Raw genomic sequence first — 15,654 nt, 5'->3', positions numbered from 1 at the left:
AAACATAAATAAAACCGGTGCGCTCCTAAAGACGAAAAGCGCATCTTAATAAACACAAAATGAGTTATAATGCAATTAAAAAGGTTTTCGATTTAGGTGATGGCCGCACCATTGAGATCGAAACAGGAAAACTGGCCAAACAAGCTGATGGCTCTGTGGTAGTAAAACAAGGCGACACCATGTTGCTGGCTACCGTAGTATCATCTCCTGAAGCTAAAGAAGGTGTTGACTTTTTACCACTTTCGGTAGACTATCAGGAAAAATACGCTTCAACCGGCCGTATACCGGGTGGTTTCTTACGCCGTGAGGCCCGTTTGTCTGATTACGAGGTGTTGATCTCTCGTTTGGTTGACCGCGCTTTACGTCCGCTTTTCCCGGAGGATTACCATGCCGACACCCAGGTAATGATCTCTTTGATCTCGGCAGATAAAGATATTATGCCCGACTGCCTTGCAGGTTTGGCAGCATCTGCAGCATTAGCCGTTTCTGATATTCCGTTCAACGGCCCTATATCAGAGGTTCGCGTTGCTAAAATTGATGGCCAGCTGGTGATCAATCCAACCCGTAGCGATCTCGAACGCGCTACTTTAGAATTTATCGTAGCCGGTTCTGAGTTCGACATCAACATGGTTGAGGGCGAAGCAAAAGAAATTCAGGAAGAAGAGCTTGTTGAAGCTATCAAGTTCGCGCACGAGGCTATTAAAGTACAGGTTCAGGTTCAGCGAGAACTTGCTGCCGAGGTTGGTAAAACTGAAAAACGTATTTACAGCCACGAGCACAGCAATGAGGAGCTTAAGAAACAAGTTTACGCCGCTACTTACGATAAAGTATATGAGGTGGCTAAATCAGGCTCAAGCAAACATGAGCGCCATCAAAAACTACGCGAGATACGTGATATATTTATCGCAACCTTAGGTATCGAGATTGACGCGGTTACAGAAAGCCTGATCAAAAAATATTTCCACGATGTAGAGTATGACGCGGTACGTAACCTGATCCTGGATGAGGATTTGCGTTTAGATGGCCGTAACTCAAAACAAATACGCCCAATATGGAGCGAAGTTGGCTACCTGCCTGCCGCTCACGGTTCTGCCGTATTTACGCGTGGCGAAACCCAATCACTAACTACAGTTACTTTAGGCGCTAAGGACGACGAGCAAATGATTGACGGCGCGTTCATCAACGGCTACCAGAAATTCATCCTGCACTACAACTTCCCTGGTTTCTCAACCGGTGAGGTTCGTCCTAACAGGGGAGCAGGCCGTCGTGAGATTGGCCACGGTAACTTGGCTATGCGTTCGTTAAAACAAGTACTGCCTGTTGAGGATGAAAATCCATATACTATCCGCGTGGTATCTGATATTCTGGAATCAAATGGATCGTCATCAATGGCTACTGTTTGCGCAGGTACGTTAGCGTTGATGGATGCAGGTATTAAACTTCAGGCTCCGGTATCTGGTATCGCCATGGGTTTAATTACTAATCCGGAAGGTACTAAATACGCTGTATTATCTGACATTCTTGGCGACGAGGATCACTTAGGCGATATGGACTTTAAGGTAACCGGTACTGAAAAAGGTATTGTTGCCTGCCAAATGGACTTAAAGATCAACGGCCTTTCATATGAAGTATTGGCTAAAGCATTGCATCAGGCAAAAGACGGTCGTTTACACATCCTGAATGAGATGAAAAAGACCATCGCTGAGCCTCGCGAAGATTACAAGCCACATGCTCCGCGAATTGTTACTATCAAAATTGACAAAGAATTTATCGGTGCCGTTATTGGCCCGGGTGGTAAAATCATCCAGGAAATGCAACGCGAAACCGGTGCTACAATTTCAATTGAAGAGGTTAATAACCAAGGTATAGTGCAAATATTTGCTGATAACAAAGCATCTATCGATCAAGCTGTTACCCGTATACGCAATATTGCCGCTAAACCAGAGATAGGCGAAATTTACGAAGGTAAGGTTAAATCGATCATGCCATTCGGCGCATTTGTTGAAATTATGCCGGGTAAAGATGGTTTACTGCACATTTCAGAAATTGACCACAAGCGTTTTGAAAGCATGGACGGTATCTTCCAGGTGGGAGACGAGGTACGTGTTAAATTGCTTGACGTTGATAAGCAAGGTAAATTAAAGCTTTCAAGAAAAGCCTTATTACCAAAACCTGAAAAACCAGCGCAGGAAAGCAAATAAATTTATTATAATTGCAATATGAAACCCTCCCTAAAAGCGAGGGTTTCTTTTTTTATTAGCCGATACGTAATTGTGTAACATAGTTGCTACAAATACTTTGCGTAAAACAACTGCAATCATTATTTGTATTGCTTAGGTAAATGGTAAATTATATCCGGTGCTATAAAAAATGAATTTTACACCCCTTGATCCTTTAGATTTTCTCAGCAAAAACCCACAGGGGGTTAAGTCAGACGCGCAGGCTGACTTGGTTCAGTTGTTGTTATATGAGATCATTCGGGTGAAAGATATCATCAAATATTATGAATCTATACCGAATGGTGCCGGACAATTAGGTGCATCTATACTAAATGAGCTTGTATCAGAGGCGTACAACTCACTTGTTAATTACGATACTGTTTTAATGAAGAAATATTATGACTTGCTGCTCAATTGTGATTAAGGCAGAGTCATTTTTTTGAAAATAATAACTACGCGCCACACCAATGCCTATATTTACCGCCATGAAGCCTTTTGTTTCCCCTTCAATTCTTGCGGCGGACTTTGCAAACATGCAACGCGACATTGAGATGTTAAATAGCAGCGAAGCTGACTGGATACATGTAGATATAATGGATGGCGTTTTCGTGCCTAATATCTCTTTCGGCTTTCCGGTAATGAAAGCAGTTAAGCAGTATGCCACAAAACCCTTAGATGTGCACCTGATGATCGTTGATCCTGACCGTTATTTAAAAGCGTTTAAGGACGCAGGCGCTGATGGCATAATGGTACATTATGAGGCCTGTACCCATTTGCACCGTACTATACAAGCTATTAAGGATTTAGGCTGCCGCGCGGGCGTCGCCTTAAACCCGCACACTAATGTGCGTTTACTTGAGGATGTTATAGCCGATGTAGAGCAAGTTTGTGTAATGTCGGTAAACCCCGGTTTCGGCGGACAAAAATTTATACATAACACTTACAAAAAGATACGCGAGCTACGTACCCTGGCCGAACTGCATAACCCCAAACTGTTTATTGAAATTGATGGCGGGGTGGATGTAAGCAATGCTTCAAAACTTATTGAAGCCGGGGCTAATGTGCTGGTAGCCGGTAGTTCGGTTTTTTCGGCTCATAACCCGCTCGATGCCATCTCAGCCCTCAAAAACACGCAGCCTTTAAAGGAAGCCTGAGTTTATTGATCTTATTGTTAATAAAGTGTCGCTTTTTTTCAACAAAAAGCAAATAATCTCTATATACTTTGTCAAAATAATTAACTTCGGAGCGTTAATATACTAACTGACCAAAAGTGTTATTAGCGTTTACATTTCAACAAATTATATGAAACATAATTTTGGTGCCGGGCCGGGCATATTACCCCAGGAGGTTTTCAAGCAGGCCGCTCAGGCTGTTATTGATTTTAATGGTACAGGTTTGTCGCTTCTTGAGATCTCGCACAGATCAAAGGAGTTTGAAGCTGTTTTGGATGAAGCTGTACGGTTGGTTAAGGAGTTATTCAGCGTTCCCGAGGGTTATTCGGTATTGTTTTTACAGGGTGGTGCAAGCACTCAGTTTGCCATGGTACCCTACAACCTGTTACCCGAAGGTGGTAAAGCCGCTTATCTGGAATCAGGGGTATGGGCTAACAAAGCTTTGAAAGAGGCTAAATATTTTGGCGAGGTAGCTGTTGTTGCTTCATCAAAACAAAGCAACTTTACTTTTATCCCGAAGGATTTTGAAATACCTGCCGATGCAGCTTATTTCCACATAACGTCAAACAACACCATTTACGGTACGCAATTGCAACAATTCTTCCCTTCACCGGTACCCGTTGTGTGCGATATGTCGTCAGATATATTTAGCCGCAAGATCAATGTTGCCGATTTTGGTTTGATCTATGCCGGTGCGCAAAAAAACATGGGCCCCGCTGGCGTAACACTGGTTATTGTTAAAGACGAGATTTTGGGGAAAACCGGTCGTGCTATACCATCAATGTTGAATTATCAAACACAAATTGAAGGTGGCTCCATGTATAACACGCCGCCAACCTTCGCTATTTACGTTTCAATGCTTACCTTGAATTGGGTTAAAGCAAAGGGCGGCGTTGAAGCCATTGAACAGGAAAACCTGGCTAAATCAAAAGCTTTGTATGCCGAGATTGATCGTAATCCGTTGTTTAAAGGTGTAGCTGCTACGGAAGACCGTTCGCACATGAACGTTTGCTTTGTAGCTGAAAATCCGGAGCACGAAAAACCATTCCTTAAACTGTGCGATGAAAAAGGCATAGTAGGCATCAAAGGCCACAGAAGTGTAGGTGGTTTCAGGGCATCAATTTACAATGCGTTGCCAATAACAAGTGTGCATGTGCTTATTGAAGCTATGCAGGAGTTTGCTGAAAAGAATAAATAATTTAGTCAACGGTCAATGGTCAATAGTCATTACATAAAATGATAATTGCCAATGACTAATGACATAATGACTAATAATAAATGAAAATATTAGCTAATGACGGTATTGACCCGGTAGGCAAGCAAATGCTTGAGGAAGCTGGTTTTACCGTTGATACCAATAATATACCGCAGGATGAATTGCCTGCACGTTTAAACGAATACGATGCCATTACCGTACGCAGTGCAACTAAAGTGCGTAAAGCCCTTATTGATGCCTGCCCTAATATTAAGTTAATAGGCCGCGGCGGTGTTGGTGTTGATAATATTGACGTTGACTATGCCAAAGAGAAAGGCGTAGCCGTTTATAACACTCCGGCATCTTCTTCACTATCAGTAGCGGAATTGGTTTTCGCTCACTTATATGGTGGCGTTCGCTTTTTGTACGATAGCAACCGTAAAGTGCCGGTTGAAGGCGCTACCAACTTTAACGGACTTAAGAAAGCTTATGCAAAAGGCGTTGAACTGCGCGGCAAAACATTAGGTATTTTAGGTTTCGGCCGCATTGGTCGCGAAGTGGCCAAGATTGCCATTGGTGTAGGTATGGAAGTAGTGGCTTACGATGTATTCCCTTTTAACCCTGAACTGGAAATTGTTTTAGGTGGTGGTACTAAAGTAAATGTTTCAGTAAAAACTGCCACATTTGATGAAGTGCTGAAACAGTCAGATTTTATTACTCTACACACGCCATTTGTTGATAAAGCATTGATTGGTGGAGCCGAACTTGAGCTATTGAAAAAGGGTGTAGGCCTGATTAACTGCTCTCGCGGTGGTTTGATCGACGAAGCAGCTTTGATTGCAGCGCTTGACAGTGGCAAGGTTTCATTTGCTGCATTAGATGTGTTCGACAATGAGCCAACTCCTCGCCAGGAAATTCTATCTCACCCTAAAATTTCATTAACCCCGCACATCGGTGCGGCTACCAACGAAGCACAGGAAAGAATTGGTGTAGAGCTTGCCAGCCTGATCATCGATCACTTTAAGAAATAAGAATTTTTGTTAAAATGATTTTTTAAAGTCTATGAATAGAAATATTCATGGACTTTTTTGTTACCCCTCCAAAATCCTCGCGATAGGGAAGACTTGAACGAGTTCTTGTCATTTCGAACGAGGTATGAGGAGAAATCTGTCGCTGATTATGGACGCAGACAGATTTCTCGCTATCGCCTCGAAATGCCAAAATAATAAAAAATAGCGTAAGCCATGTCACCCTGAGCCTGTCGAAGGGCGAGCGACGGAATTAATCAAACGGCGAATGCTTCGACAAGCTCAGCAAGACATAGTAATCAAACCTATAGGTTGTTTGGTTGTTTTGGCAGAAATATTATAAAATATAATCTACCCCCTTTTCAGGAACAGTTGCCCGATAACCCGCTTCTTCAATAGTTGCCGCCAATGCTTCCATGCTTGATGTTTCACCATGAACCAGGAATACATTTTTCAATTTATTTTTGTCTTGAGACAAAACATTAGCCATTAGGTCGTCATGGTCGCCGTGCGCGCTTAATACATCGGTCTGCTTAATGGTAGCGTAAACGGCCAGATCGCGGTCTTTAATATGCACGATCGGGTCGCCACGTAGCAGGCGATGGCCTAAAGTGCCTTTGGCGCAATAACCGATAAAAAGGATGGTGCAGTAGTAATTTTGTATGTTGTAAAACAGGTGATCCTGTATGCGGCCACCCTCCAGCATACCTGCGGATGATATGATAATGCACGGTTCAAAGTAATTGGAGACCTGCCGGCTATCTTTCAATGTTTCGACATAGGTAAGGTTGTCAAATTCAAACTCATCACCCTTTTTATTATAGAATTCCTGTGCTTCCCCGTTTACCAGGTAATGATATTTACGGAATATACGCGTAGCCATAACTGCCATGGGGCTATCAACAAAAACTTTAACAGGTGGCAGTAAACCGCTGCTGAATATCTTGTTAAGCGCAAAAACAAGCGATTGTGTACGCCCAATGCTGAATGCCGGAATGATTAATCGTCCTTGCTCTTTAATGCAGGCTTGATCGATAGTTTCAACCAGAGCCTCCTCAACCGTTTTGCCTTTGGTATGATAGCGGCCACCATAAGTGGCTTCACTTACCAGGTAATCCACAGCCGGTAGCGGCTCCGGATCATTTAAAACCGGGTAGTTTTTGCGGCCGATATCACCGGTAAAGGCAATTGTTTTTTCTTCACCGTTATCATTGATTTTTAGCACCGCAGCAGCGGCGCCAAGTAAGTGGCCGGCTGGTATAAAAGTGAGCTCAATATCGCCCGTAAGCCTGAAAGGTTTGTTAAAACCTATGGTAACAAAACGCTCCATAGTATCCATTACATGCTTTTGCAGATATAACGGCTGTGAAGAATTGCTCTGTTTACCACGATTGCGACTGTGTTTGCGGCCTTTATGAGCTTTATTCATAAATATACTAACCGAATCGAGCAGTAATAATTCTGTAAGATCAGCCGTAGGGGCGGTGCTCAATATTTGTCCTTCATAGCCCAGGCGTATTAACGTAGGCAAATTGCCCGAGTGATCAATGTGCGCGTGGGTGAGTATCACCACATCTATATCAGCAGGGTTAAAAGGGAAATCTTCGTTAGTGTGAAGATGCCTGTCGCGCTCATAATCCAATCCACAATCAATCAATATCTTATAGTTTTCTACCTCAAGCAAATGCATGCTCCCGGTAACCTGGCGTGCGGCACCATGTATAGTTAATTTCATTAAGTATCCTCAGTTTGCTACCTGCTGCGCAAGCATGGTCAGGTAATGTTACCCTACAACAAAGTTAAGTTAAAACAGCTTGTTTGCGGTTTTTTAAAATAATTGTTACAGGTAGCTGTTATTCAAACTCGATAATCACGCTGTCGCCAAGGTTAAGGCCCAACAGCCCGCTTGCGTTACCTTTATTAATGGCAATTTCCAAATGATCGCTTATACCAAAAAGGCAAAGCTTTTCGCCCTCGGGCACCTCATTGTAATGCCAGCTCAGGTGATTGATGGTTTCGTTGCGTTTAAAGTATAACGTAAACCGGCGACCCTGCTGTATGGTATTGAAAAATTCCTTCGTGATATTGGTGATAACGTTTTGAAAAGAGTCGATATAAATAACCGCACCTTTGATGAGGTTTCGCTCTACCACGGGTTGCAGGTTCATCTTTTTTTCGATACCGCTTATGCGCAGGCCGATCTCGTCAATCTTGCCGCCCTGGGCCAGATGGCAGGCCGCTTTCACAAAAATGTCAGCCAGCGGAAAGTGCAAAAATTTCAGGTCCTGCATAATGTTGATCTCGTAAACCTCCTCAGGCTCATTATCAAACATCAGAGAAAATATACCGTTATCAGCGCCAACAAAAAAGTGGTTTTTGTAGTGAATGGCCAGGTACTTGGTGAACGAATTATACACCGTATCAATACCTATAAGGTGTACCGTATTATCCGGAAAATAATGGAAGCTGTTCTTTAAAATAAAGGCAGCCTGTTGAATGTTAAAGGTTGATACGCTGTTCGTAATATCAACAATATTCACATCAGGCAACAATTTTAAAATACTGCCCTTAAGTGCTGCAAGGTATATATCCTTATCGCCAAGGTCGGTAGTTAAAGTTATTATTGCCATTAATTATTTAAATATTTATTGCTAATCTTGTACAAGCGATAAGCGCTACAAATATTCAATTTTTAATTCATAAAAATCAGCAACTAAAAATCAATTTTGTATTGAACGAGCTAAAACTATCTATCGAAAACATCAATCCTGCGGTACTTTGGGGGCCTAATAATGATCATTTTGAGATCATTAAAAAGCAATACCCAAAGCTAAAAATAGTTGCACGGGGCAGTGAGGTGAAGGTACTGGGCGATGAGCATGAACTGTCGGTTTTTAATGAAAAATTCGGGTTTTTGCTTCAGCATGTTGAGAAGTACGACAATTTAAATATAACAGACATAGAGCGCATACTGGGTTCAAAAGTAACGCACACCCCTGCTGCTGATGGCCCGGTTGATAAATCTACCACCGGAGAGGTGATTGTTTTTGGACCTAATGGCATAATGGTTAAGGCGCGTACCAATAACCAGCGCCGCATGGTAGATAGCATCGTGAAAAACGATGTATTGTTTGCCATAGGTCCGGCGGGTACAGGTAAAACCTATACGGCTGTTGCGTTGGCTGTACGTGCGTTAAAGAATAAGGAAATTAAGCGCATAATATTAACCCGCCCGGCTGTTGAAGCAGGGGAAAACCTGGGGTTTTTGCCTGGTGATTTGAAGGAGAAGATTGATCCATACCTGCGCCCGTTATATGATGCGCTTGATGATATGATCCCACCTGAAAAGCTCAAAACTTACCTGGAGAACCGTACTATAGAAATAGCGCCCTTAGCATTTATGCGTGGCCGCACACTGGATAATTGCTTTGTAATTTTGGATGAGGCGCAAAACGCCACAGATATGCAGTTAAAAATGTTTTTAACACGTATGGGGCCAACAGCCAAATTCATTGTAACGGGCGACGTAACACAAATCGATCTACCTAAAAAACAGCAATCAGGCTTACATACTGCGTTAAGGATACTGACAGACATAAAAGGCATTGACATTATTTATCTGAGCGGGGAGGACGTGGTACGCCATAAACTGGTGAAACGCATACTCGAGGCTTACGGGGATATACAATAATTAGATTTAAGATGTTAGATATGAGATATTAGACATATAGCATCCATATCTAATTGATAATGATATAAGAGTTTGGATTTAGGGTGGTGATCTCACTACTCACATCTCACCACTCACATCTATAACTAATGGACGCGATAAAAGAAACGAACTTTAATTTTGATGGGCAAACTGCTTTTTACAAAGGCAAGGTGCGCGATGTTTATACTATAAAAGATAAATACCTGGCCATGGTGGTTACCGACCGCATATCCGCTTTTGATGTGGTGTTACCTGAGCCTATTCCATTTAAAGGGCAGGTGCTTAACCAGATAGCTGCCAAGTTTTTAAAGGCCACTGAAGATATTGTGCCTAACTGGGTAATCAGCGTGCCCGATCCGAGTGTTACTATAGGCCGTATTTGTGAGCCGTTTAAGGTAGAAATGGTAATACGTGGTTACCTGGCCGGCCATGCCTGGCGTGAGTACAGCGCGGGGCGCAAGGAAGTTTGCGGTGTAGCGCTACCTGATGGTTTAAAGGAAAATGATAAGCTACCGCAGCCAATCATAACGCCTACAACTAAAGCATCAGTAGGGCACGATGAGGATATATCAAAAGAGCAGATACTTGCCCGCGGCATTGTATCAGCTGAAGATTATGAAAAACTGGAAGCCTATACTCAGGCGCTGTATGCCCGTGGTACCGAAATAGCCGCTGAGCAGGGTCTGATACTGGTGGATACCAAGTATGAATTTGGTAAAGCCGACGGCACAATCTACCTCATCGACGAAATACACACTCCTGACTCATCCCGTTATTTTTATAGTGAAGGTTATGAAGATCGCCAAAAAAATAACGAGCCGCAAAAACAGCTTTCAAAGGAGTTTGTTAGAAAGTGGCTTATAGAGAATGGATTTCAAGGTAAAGAAGGACAAGCAGTGCCGGAAATGACCGAAGAAAAAATCCGGTCGATATCTGACCGTTACATTGAGCTTTACGAAAAAATTACCGGAGAGCCTTTTGTCCGTTCAGCAAGCGATGATATTTTAAAAAGGGTAGAGGCTAACGTAAAACAAGCGCTGGCCGCCTTGTAAGTTGTATATATAAAAATTTGCTATATTAGCTTTATATAATTTTAACAATGAAATTTACTGTTGACAAACACGAAAAGTACATATTGGTGAAGCTGAATGAATCAAAGTTAAATTCATTGGTAACTCCTCAACTTAAATCAGAACTAATCCTGATCAATACTGAAGGCCAGCGCAACATCATCCTTGATCTTTCGCAGGTAAAATTTGCGGATTCATCAGGTTTGAGCAGCCTGTTGGTTGGTCATCGCTTATGTAAAAATGCTGAAGGCGTATTTATTCTTTGCGGTTTGAATGATGCGGTTAACCGTTTGGTTACCATATCGCAATTGGAGAATGTATTAAGCATTGTACCAACCTGCGAAGAAGCTATCGACCTGATTTTTATGGAAGAGATAGAAAAAGAGCTTAAACGCGAACTAAAATAATCCTTTGATTGTTTTCCGGGTATGAAGTTTGAAGTTACTATACTTGGAAGCAGTTCGGCAACGCCTATTTACAACAGGAACCCCACCGCCCAGGTACTTAACATTAACGAGCATTTATATATGATTGACTGCGGTGAAGGCAGTCAGCAACAAATGATGCGGTTTGACATTAAAGCAAGCCGCATCGATTGTATATTTATCAGCCACCTGCACGGCGACCATTACCTTGGTTTGGTTGGCCTTTTATCGTCTCTGCATTTAAACGGCCGTAAAAAGCCCATGAACTTGTTCGGTCCTGCACCATTGATCGAGATCATTGAAATGCAGCTTAAATACTCTGAAACTACACTCCAATATCCGCTTGTTTTTAAAGCTACCAACGCCGAAAAACCTGAGCAGATATTTGAAAATTACGATTTCACGGTAGAGACCATTCCGCTGCTGCATCGTATTGCTTGTACCGGTTTTATATTCAGAGGGAAGAAGCGCACCCGTAAGCTTGTAAAGGAGCGTATTGATGAGCTGCAGGTGCCTGTGGCTTACTTTAGCGCTATTAAGGCGGGCAGAGATTACACTGCGCCTGATGGTACGGTATATGCCAATGAGAGCTTAACGATACCGCCGCCGGAACCTAAAACTTATGCGTATTGCTCAGATACGCTTTTCAGTGCACATTACTTTGACCAGATCAAAGGCGCTACATTGCTTTATCATGAGGCTACCTTTATGAACGATATGCTTGAGCGCGCGCGTGATACCTACCATACTACAGCTTTACAGGCTGCGGATGTAGCGGTGCAAACAGGCGCAGAAAGGTTATTGATTGGGCATTTCTCGGCGCGTTATAAAACCTTGAACGATCTGCTTGATGAAGCACGTACCGTATTTCCGGACACTGAACTGGCTATAGAAGGGAAGACGTTTATAATTGATGAGTAAGGTTTAACCGCGTTTTTTTACTATATCTCCAATTATCATTTCGGCGTGTACCCTCGAGTTTTCTATAAACCACAAATGCGTATCTAAGCCGCCGCAAACCACACCAGCCAGGTACATGCCAGGCTGATTGGTTTCCATCGTTTCCTTATTATAATGCGGTATAAATTTGTCATCAGTTAGCTCGATACCCAATTTTTTCAGAAAATTAAAATTGGGTTTATAGCCGGTCATCGCCATAACAAAATCATTCGGAATTGTTACTAAACCATCCGGAGTATTAATATCAGCTTCATGTTCACGTACGGCGGCCAGTTCGGAGTTGAAGTAAGCCTTAATACTTCCTTCTTCAATTCGATTGATTATATCCGGCCTCACCCAATACTTAACTCTGCTGCTAACCTCGCTGCCCCGAACAACCAGGGTAACATCTGCACCTTTACGATAGGTCTCTAAAGCAACATCGATAGCGGAATTGCTTGCCCCAACTACTATCACCTTTTGCATGGCATAATAGTGCGGATCCTTATAATAGTGTTTTACTTTAGGCAGATATTCGCCCGGTATGTTAAGATTAACGGCAATATCATAAAACCCTGTAGCAAGTACTACATATTTAGCCTGATAAGTTGCTTTGCATGTTGTTATATGATAACCATCGCCATCACGCCGTACATCCGTTACCTCCTCAAATAAACTAACGGGAAGCTGGTTTGATAAGGCTACACGACGATAATACTCCAGTGCCTCGGCCCGGTTGGGTTTATTGTTGATTGTCACGAACGGTATGCCGCCGATCTCCAGCCTATCTGACGTGGAAAAGAACGTCATGGTGTAAGGATAGTTGTACAGGGAATTAACAAGGCAGCCTTTTTCAATGATCTTGAATGACAGACCAGCGTTTTGTGCCTCTAAACCACATGCCAGCCCGATAGGGCCGCCACCAATAATTAACAGATCAAGCATCAGGATAACGTATATTTTGCTAATATAAAAAATAGGAGAGGCTAACCACGGTATAATCAACTTTACTTACTTGCAATTGACTAAACACTTTTACGGAAACAAAAAAAGCCATCGATAAGATGGCTTTTAAAATATGTTAGCTTGATAATTATTTACCAGCTGCTTTAGCATGGTCGGCCAGGAATTGTGCAAGGCCATTATCGGTAAGCGGGTGTTTCAATAGTGAAGCGATAGCGCTTAAAGGAGCAGTGATTACGTCGGCACCAATTTTAGCACATTGAATAATGTGCATTGCATGACGCACTGAAGCTGCTAATATCTGAGTTTCGTAACCGTAGTTATCATAAATTAAACGGATATCCTCAATCAGTTGCATACCATCGGTTGATACATCATCTAAACGGCCAACAAAAGGAGATACATAAGTAGCACCGGCTTTAGCGGCTAATAAAGCCTGACCTGCAGAAAACACCAGCGTACAGTTGGTACGGATACCTTTTGAAGTAAAGTATTTTATAGCTTTTACACCATCCTTTATCATAGGCACTTTCACCACTATTTGCTCATGCAGTTTAGCGAGGGCTTCGCCTTCGGCAACCATCTCGTCAAAAGTAGTTGATATTACCTCGGCGCTCACATCGCCATCAGTAATTTCGCATATAGCTTTATAGTGGTTAATTACGTTTTCCTGGCCGGTAATGCCTTCTTTAGCCATTAGTGATGGGTTGGTAGTAACGCCATCCAAAACACCCATTTCGTGTGCTTCTTTGATTTGTGCAAGATTTGCAGTATCAATAAAAAATTTCATTTTATATGATGATTTTGTTGAATAACAAAACAAAGTAATTACCCGGGCAAATAATCAGACGGCTCAGGTAATGCAGGTCGAGTTAAAAAAAATGGGTAAGCTACTTTTATCGCACCGCTACAACCCTCTACCCTTGCTGCGTTCCCACCCTGGGGGAGTTCAAGAGGAGCTGGTCGTAAAAGACTTACCCACCGCAAATATAGCAAACATTTCGTCTTCAGTATAAAAAATAGTGCTTGTGTATTTAACACACTTATAATCAGTCAGAATAATTGTTCAGGCTGCTAAACTTTAGCTAAAAAAGCTGTTATTAAATGGCAATAAGCAGTGTTGCCGCCAGTTTTGATGCGGCTCAAAGGTGTCTCTTTTTAGTATGGTTAAGCCATCAATCTTAAATACATCATGGTATTGCGCTTTAGCAAAATGAGGCCATAGCTGCTCAAATTTGTAAGCCGGTATATTGCGCACGATGGTGATATGAGGTGTAATGTTCGTTTTAAGGTTCATATTCAGCAATAAGAGCTTGAACCATTTTTTAACTGAGTCAGTTTGCTCAATACGCGCGTAAATAGTCATTCCCTTATCGCCATGTTTAAAAAAGTCAAATCCCTTTATGTGTAAAACAATAGGCGGAATAGTGCTTAGTTTTTGCGCCATGCGCTGCAAGGATGGTTCTATAATAAATGTTTTTTGCCGGTCGGCTCCGCAAATACTGATATGTGCTTCGGAGTGCATGCTATTAAAATTACCGATATGCTTAGCCGAGGCCAGCTTATATCTTTTAATCTCTATGTTCACTTGTTCGGGTGGCGCTAAAAGCATCATATAATCCGCGTAATGCATAAGTATGATTTGATTTTTATCTTGCAATACTTGCTAATATTTTTAGTATTTACAAATTAATTGTGATATTTGTGCTATGTCCAACAAGCGGTACATCGTGCATATTGATCTTGATTCATTCTTCGTTTCAGTGGAGCGTAAGTTCAATCCTGAGCTTATTGGTAAGCCGGTGCTCATAGGTGGCTCGGCAGACAGGGGAGTTGTTGCATCATGTAGTTACGAGGCGCGTAAGTATGGCATTCATTCGGCTATGCCTACACGGCAGGCTTTAAAGCTTTGCCCGCATGCCATTGTTATTCATGGCACACATGGCCGTTATTCAGAGGCTTCGCGGGAGGTTACAGAGATTATTAATAACGCGGTGCCGCTATACCAAAAAACCTCTGTTGATGAATTTTATATTGATCTTACCGGCATGGATCGCTTTCATGACCCATATAAAATGGCGACTGATCTGCGGCAGAAAATAATGCGTGATACCGGCTTGCCCATATCCTTTGGTATGGCATCAAGTAAAACGGTGGCTAAAATGGCTACCAACCAGGCTAAACCCAATGGCCAATTGCTGGTACCGCACGGAAGCGAGATGGCTTTTTTGGCACCGCTGCCCATCAGCAAAATCCCGATGCTTGGCGAAAGTACCTGCAAAAAACTTTATGGATACGGCATCGAGAAAATCGGCGATCTGCAAAAGGTAGAGCTACGCTTTTTACAAACAGTGTTCGGTAAAGCCGGGTTATTTATTTGGGAAAAGGCACGTGGGATAGATTACAGTGAGATTATACCGCACTCGGACAGAAAGTCAATTTCAAGCGAACACACTTTTCATAATGATGTGGCGGACCGGCGCACTTTGGAAACCATTTTGGTAAGCATGACCGAAGAACTTTCATACAAACTCCGTAAGGAAGATAAGCTTGCCGCGTGCCTTGCTGTAAAAGTACGTTACTCAAATTTTGAGACGCACACCTTACAACAGAAGATACCGCTTACTGCCGCCGAGCACATTTTGATACCCGGAATTAAAAATCTGCTTAAAAAAGCCTGGAACGGTTATAGGCCTATCAGATTAATAGGGGTTAGGCTAAGCAATCTGGCAACGGGCCGTTATCAGATCAACCTTTTTGAGGACAATGAAGAACAGATACGCCTGTATCAGGCTCTGGATAGCATCAACTTTAAGTTTGGCGATAAAACAGTTTGCCGCGCTGCCGGTATGGAAATAGGCACACGTAACTTTAACCCATTTTTAAAAGGGTAGTAAACAAGTAAGGCCGCTTATTAAGGCGGCCTCGATT

Annotated in this window: 15 protein-coding genes and 1 other RNA gene; 10 read left to right on the top strand and 6 right to left on the bottom strand. The window is 42.5% G+C overall.

All coding sequences use genetic code 11. The annotated features are described in order from the left end of the window. Window positions 1-59 precede the first annotated feature (59 nt). The 5 genes from pnp to LT679_RS04700 all read left to right on the top strand — a co-directional run bounded on the left by pnp (window position 60) and on the right by LT679_RS04700 (window position 5,617). On the top strand, window positions 60-2,201 hold the full coding sequence (gene pnp, locus LT679_RS04720) for a polyribonucleotide nucleotidyltransferase (RefSeq protein ID WP_232175988.1): 2,142 nt from the start codon (window positions 60-62) through the stop codon (window positions 2,199-2,201). 169 nt (window positions 2,202-2,370) lie between these two features. Continuing rightward, window positions 2,371-2,643: a hypothetical protein gene (locus LT679_RS04715; protein WP_232175986.1), complete on the top strand. Its 273-nt coding sequence runs from the start codon at window positions 2,371-2,373 to the stop codon at window positions 2,641-2,643. A gap of 61 nt (window positions 2,644-2,704) precedes the next feature. Further along, complete coding sequence (gene rpe, locus LT679_RS04710) at window positions 2,705-3,373, top strand: ribulose-phosphate 3-epimerase (RefSeq protein WP_232175984.1); 669 nt, start codon at window positions 2,705-2,707, stop codon at window positions 3,371-3,373. Window positions 3,374-3,521: 148 nt separating this feature from the next. Then, window positions 3,522-4,589, top strand: coding sequence for a 3-phosphoserine/phosphohydroxythreonine transaminase (gene serC, locus LT679_RS04705; RefSeq protein ID WP_232175982.1), 1,068 nt, complete (start codon window positions 3,522-3,524; stop codon window positions 4,587-4,589). 80 nt (window positions 4,590-4,669) lie between these two features. Further along, window positions 4,670-5,617, top strand: a complete 948-nt coding sequence (locus LT679_RS04700) for a D-2-hydroxyacid dehydrogenase (protein WP_232175980.1) — start codon at window positions 4,670-4,672, stop codon at window positions 5,615-5,617. A 334-nt stretch (window positions 5,618-5,951) separates the two neighbouring features. Here LT679_RS04700 and LT679_RS04695 read toward each other — a convergent pair whose 3' ends face one another. Next, window positions 5,952-7,349 carry an MBL fold metallo-hydrolase gene (locus LT679_RS04695; RefSeq protein ID WP_232175978.1) on the bottom strand — a complete coding sequence of 466 codons (1,398 nt, stop codon included), beginning with the start codon at window positions 7,347-7,349 and terminating at the stop codon, window positions 5,952-5,954. Between the two features lie 118 nt (window positions 7,350-7,467). Further along, window positions 7,468-8,244: an SAM hydrolase/SAM-dependent halogenase family protein gene (locus LT679_RS04690; RefSeq protein WP_232175976.1), complete on the bottom strand. Its 777-nt coding sequence runs from the start codon at window positions 8,242-8,244 to the stop codon at window positions 7,468-7,470. 101 nt (window positions 8,245-8,345) lie between these two features. Here LT679_RS04690 and LT679_RS04685 point away from each other — a divergent pair, with 101 nt between their 5' ends. The 4 genes from LT679_RS04685 (at window position 8,346) to LT679_RS04670 (ending at window position 11,742) form a co-directional block, all read left to right on the top strand. After that, window positions 8,346-9,305, top strand: a complete 960-nt coding sequence (locus LT679_RS04685; RefSeq protein WP_232175973.1) for a PhoH family protein — start codon at window positions 8,346-8,348, stop codon at window positions 9,303-9,305. Between the two features lie 128 nt (window positions 9,306-9,433). After that, window positions 9,434-10,378, top strand: coding sequence for a phosphoribosylaminoimidazolesuccinocarboxamide synthase (locus LT679_RS04680; protein ID WP_232175971.1), 945 nt, complete (start codon window positions 9,434-9,436; stop codon window positions 10,376-10,378). Between the two features lie 47 nt (window positions 10,379-10,425). Continuing rightward, entirely contained in the window at window positions 10,426-10,803 is a 378-nt protein-coding gene (locus LT679_RS04675) for an STAS domain-containing protein (RefSeq protein ID WP_228948991.1), read from the top strand. Window positions 10,804-10,824: 21 nt separating this feature from the next. Then, window positions 10,825-11,742, top strand: a complete 918-nt coding sequence (locus LT679_RS04670; protein WP_232175969.1) for a ribonuclease Z — start codon at window positions 10,825-10,827, stop codon at window positions 11,740-11,742. Window positions 11,743-11,745: 3 nt separating this feature from the next. Here LT679_RS04670 and LT679_RS04665 read toward each other — a convergent pair whose 3' ends face one another. The 4 genes from LT679_RS04665 to LT679_RS04650 all read right to left on the bottom strand — a co-directional run bounded on the left by LT679_RS04665 (window position 11,746) and on the right by LT679_RS04650 (window position 14,356). Next, window positions 11,746-12,705 carry a YpdA family putative bacillithiol disulfide reductase gene (locus LT679_RS04665; RefSeq protein WP_232175968.1) on the bottom strand — a complete coding sequence of 320 codons (960 nt, stop codon included), beginning with the start codon at window positions 12,703-12,705 and terminating at the stop codon, window positions 11,746-11,748. A 148-nt stretch (window positions 12,706-12,853) separates the two neighbouring features. Then, window positions 12,854-13,513, bottom strand: coding sequence for a fructose-6-phosphate aldolase (fsa, locus tag LT679_RS04660; protein WP_232175966.1), 660 nt, complete (start codon window positions 13,511-13,513; stop codon window positions 12,854-12,856). A gap of 90 nt (window positions 13,514-13,603) precedes the next feature. Further along, window positions 13,604-13,703, bottom strand: an RNA gene (gene ffs, locus LT679_RS04655) — signal recognition particle sRNA small type. Window positions 13,704-13,804: 101 nt separating this feature from the next. Next, the gene (locus LT679_RS04650; protein WP_232175964.1) at window positions 13,805-14,356 is read right to left on the bottom strand and encodes a 2'-5' RNA ligase family protein; all 552 of its coding nucleotides are present in this window, start codon (window positions 14,354-14,356) and stop codon (window positions 13,805-13,807) included. A gap of 76 nt (window positions 14,357-14,432) precedes the next feature. Here LT679_RS04650 and dinB point away from each other — a divergent pair, with 76 nt between their 5' ends. Further along, a complete protein-coding gene (gene dinB / locus LT679_RS04645) occupies window positions 14,433-15,617 on the top strand; it encodes a DNA polymerase IV (protein WP_232175961.1) in 1,185 nt (394 codons plus the stop codon). Window positions 15,618-15,654: the final 37 nt, after the last annotated feature.

Origin of the sequence: Mucilaginibacter roseus (assembly GCF_021215455.1) — a bacterium.
Classification (GTDB): Bacteria; Bacteroidota; Bacteroidia; order Sphingobacteriales; family Sphingobacteriaceae; genus Mucilaginibacter; species Mucilaginibacter roseus.
The sequence above is the reverse complement of the archived record's forward strand: the minus strand, read 5'-3'. Positions and strand labels throughout refer to the sequence as shown.

What these genes read in the sequence shown, in the direction of transcription:
- pnp (WP_232175988.1), top strand. Translation starts at nt 60, where the DNA reads ATGAGTTATAATGCAATTAAAAAGGTTTTCGATTTAGGTGATGGCCGC.
- LT679_RS04715 (WP_232175986.1), top strand. Translation starts at nt 2,371, where the DNA reads ATGAATTTTACACCCCTTGATCCTTTAGATTTTCTCAGCAAAAACCCA.
- rpe (WP_232175984.1), top strand. Translation starts at nt 2,705, where the DNA reads ATGAAGCCTTTTGTTTCCCCTTCAATTCTTGCGGCGGACTTTGCAAAC.
- serC (WP_232175982.1), top strand. Translation starts at nt 3,522, where the DNA reads ATGAAACATAATTTTGGTGCCGGGCCGGGCATATTACCCCAGGAGGTT.
- LT679_RS04700 (WP_232175980.1), top strand. Translation starts at nt 4,670, where the DNA reads ATGAAAATATTAGCTAATGACGGTATTGACCCGGTAGGCAAGCAAATG.
- LT679_RS04695 (WP_232175978.1), bottom strand. Translation starts at nt 7,349, where the DNA reads ATGAAATTAACTATACATGGTGCCGCACGCCAGGTTACCGGGAGCATG.
- LT679_RS04690 (WP_232175976.1), bottom strand. Translation starts at nt 8,244, where the DNA reads ATGGCAATAATAACTTTAACTACCGACCTTGGCGATAAGGATATATAC.
- LT679_RS04680 (WP_232175971.1), top strand. Translation starts at nt 9,434, where the DNA reads ATGGACGCGATAAAAGAAACGAACTTTAATTTTGATGGGCAAACTGCT.
- LT679_RS04675 (WP_228948991.1), top strand. Translation starts at nt 10,426, where the DNA reads ATGAAATTTACTGTTGACAAACACGAAAAGTACATATTGGTGAAGCTG.
- LT679_RS04670 (WP_232175969.1), top strand. Translation starts at nt 10,825, where the DNA reads ATGAAGTTTGAAGTTACTATACTTGGAAGCAGTTCGGCAACGCCTATT.
- LT679_RS04665 (WP_232175968.1), bottom strand. Translation starts at nt 12,705, where the DNA reads ATGCTTGATCTGTTAATTATTGGTGGCGGCCCTATCGGGCTGGCATGT.
- fsa (WP_232175966.1), bottom strand. Translation starts at nt 13,513, where the DNA reads ATGAAATTTTTTATTGATACTGCAAATCTTGCACAAATCAAAGAAGCA.
- LT679_RS04650 (WP_232175964.1), bottom strand. Translation starts at nt 14,356, where the DNA reads ATGCATTACGCGGATTATATGATGCTTTTAGCGCCACCCGAACAAGTG.
- dinB (WP_232175961.1), top strand. Translation starts at nt 14,433, where the DNA reads ATGTCCAACAAGCGGTACATCGTGCATATTGATCTTGATTCATTCTTC.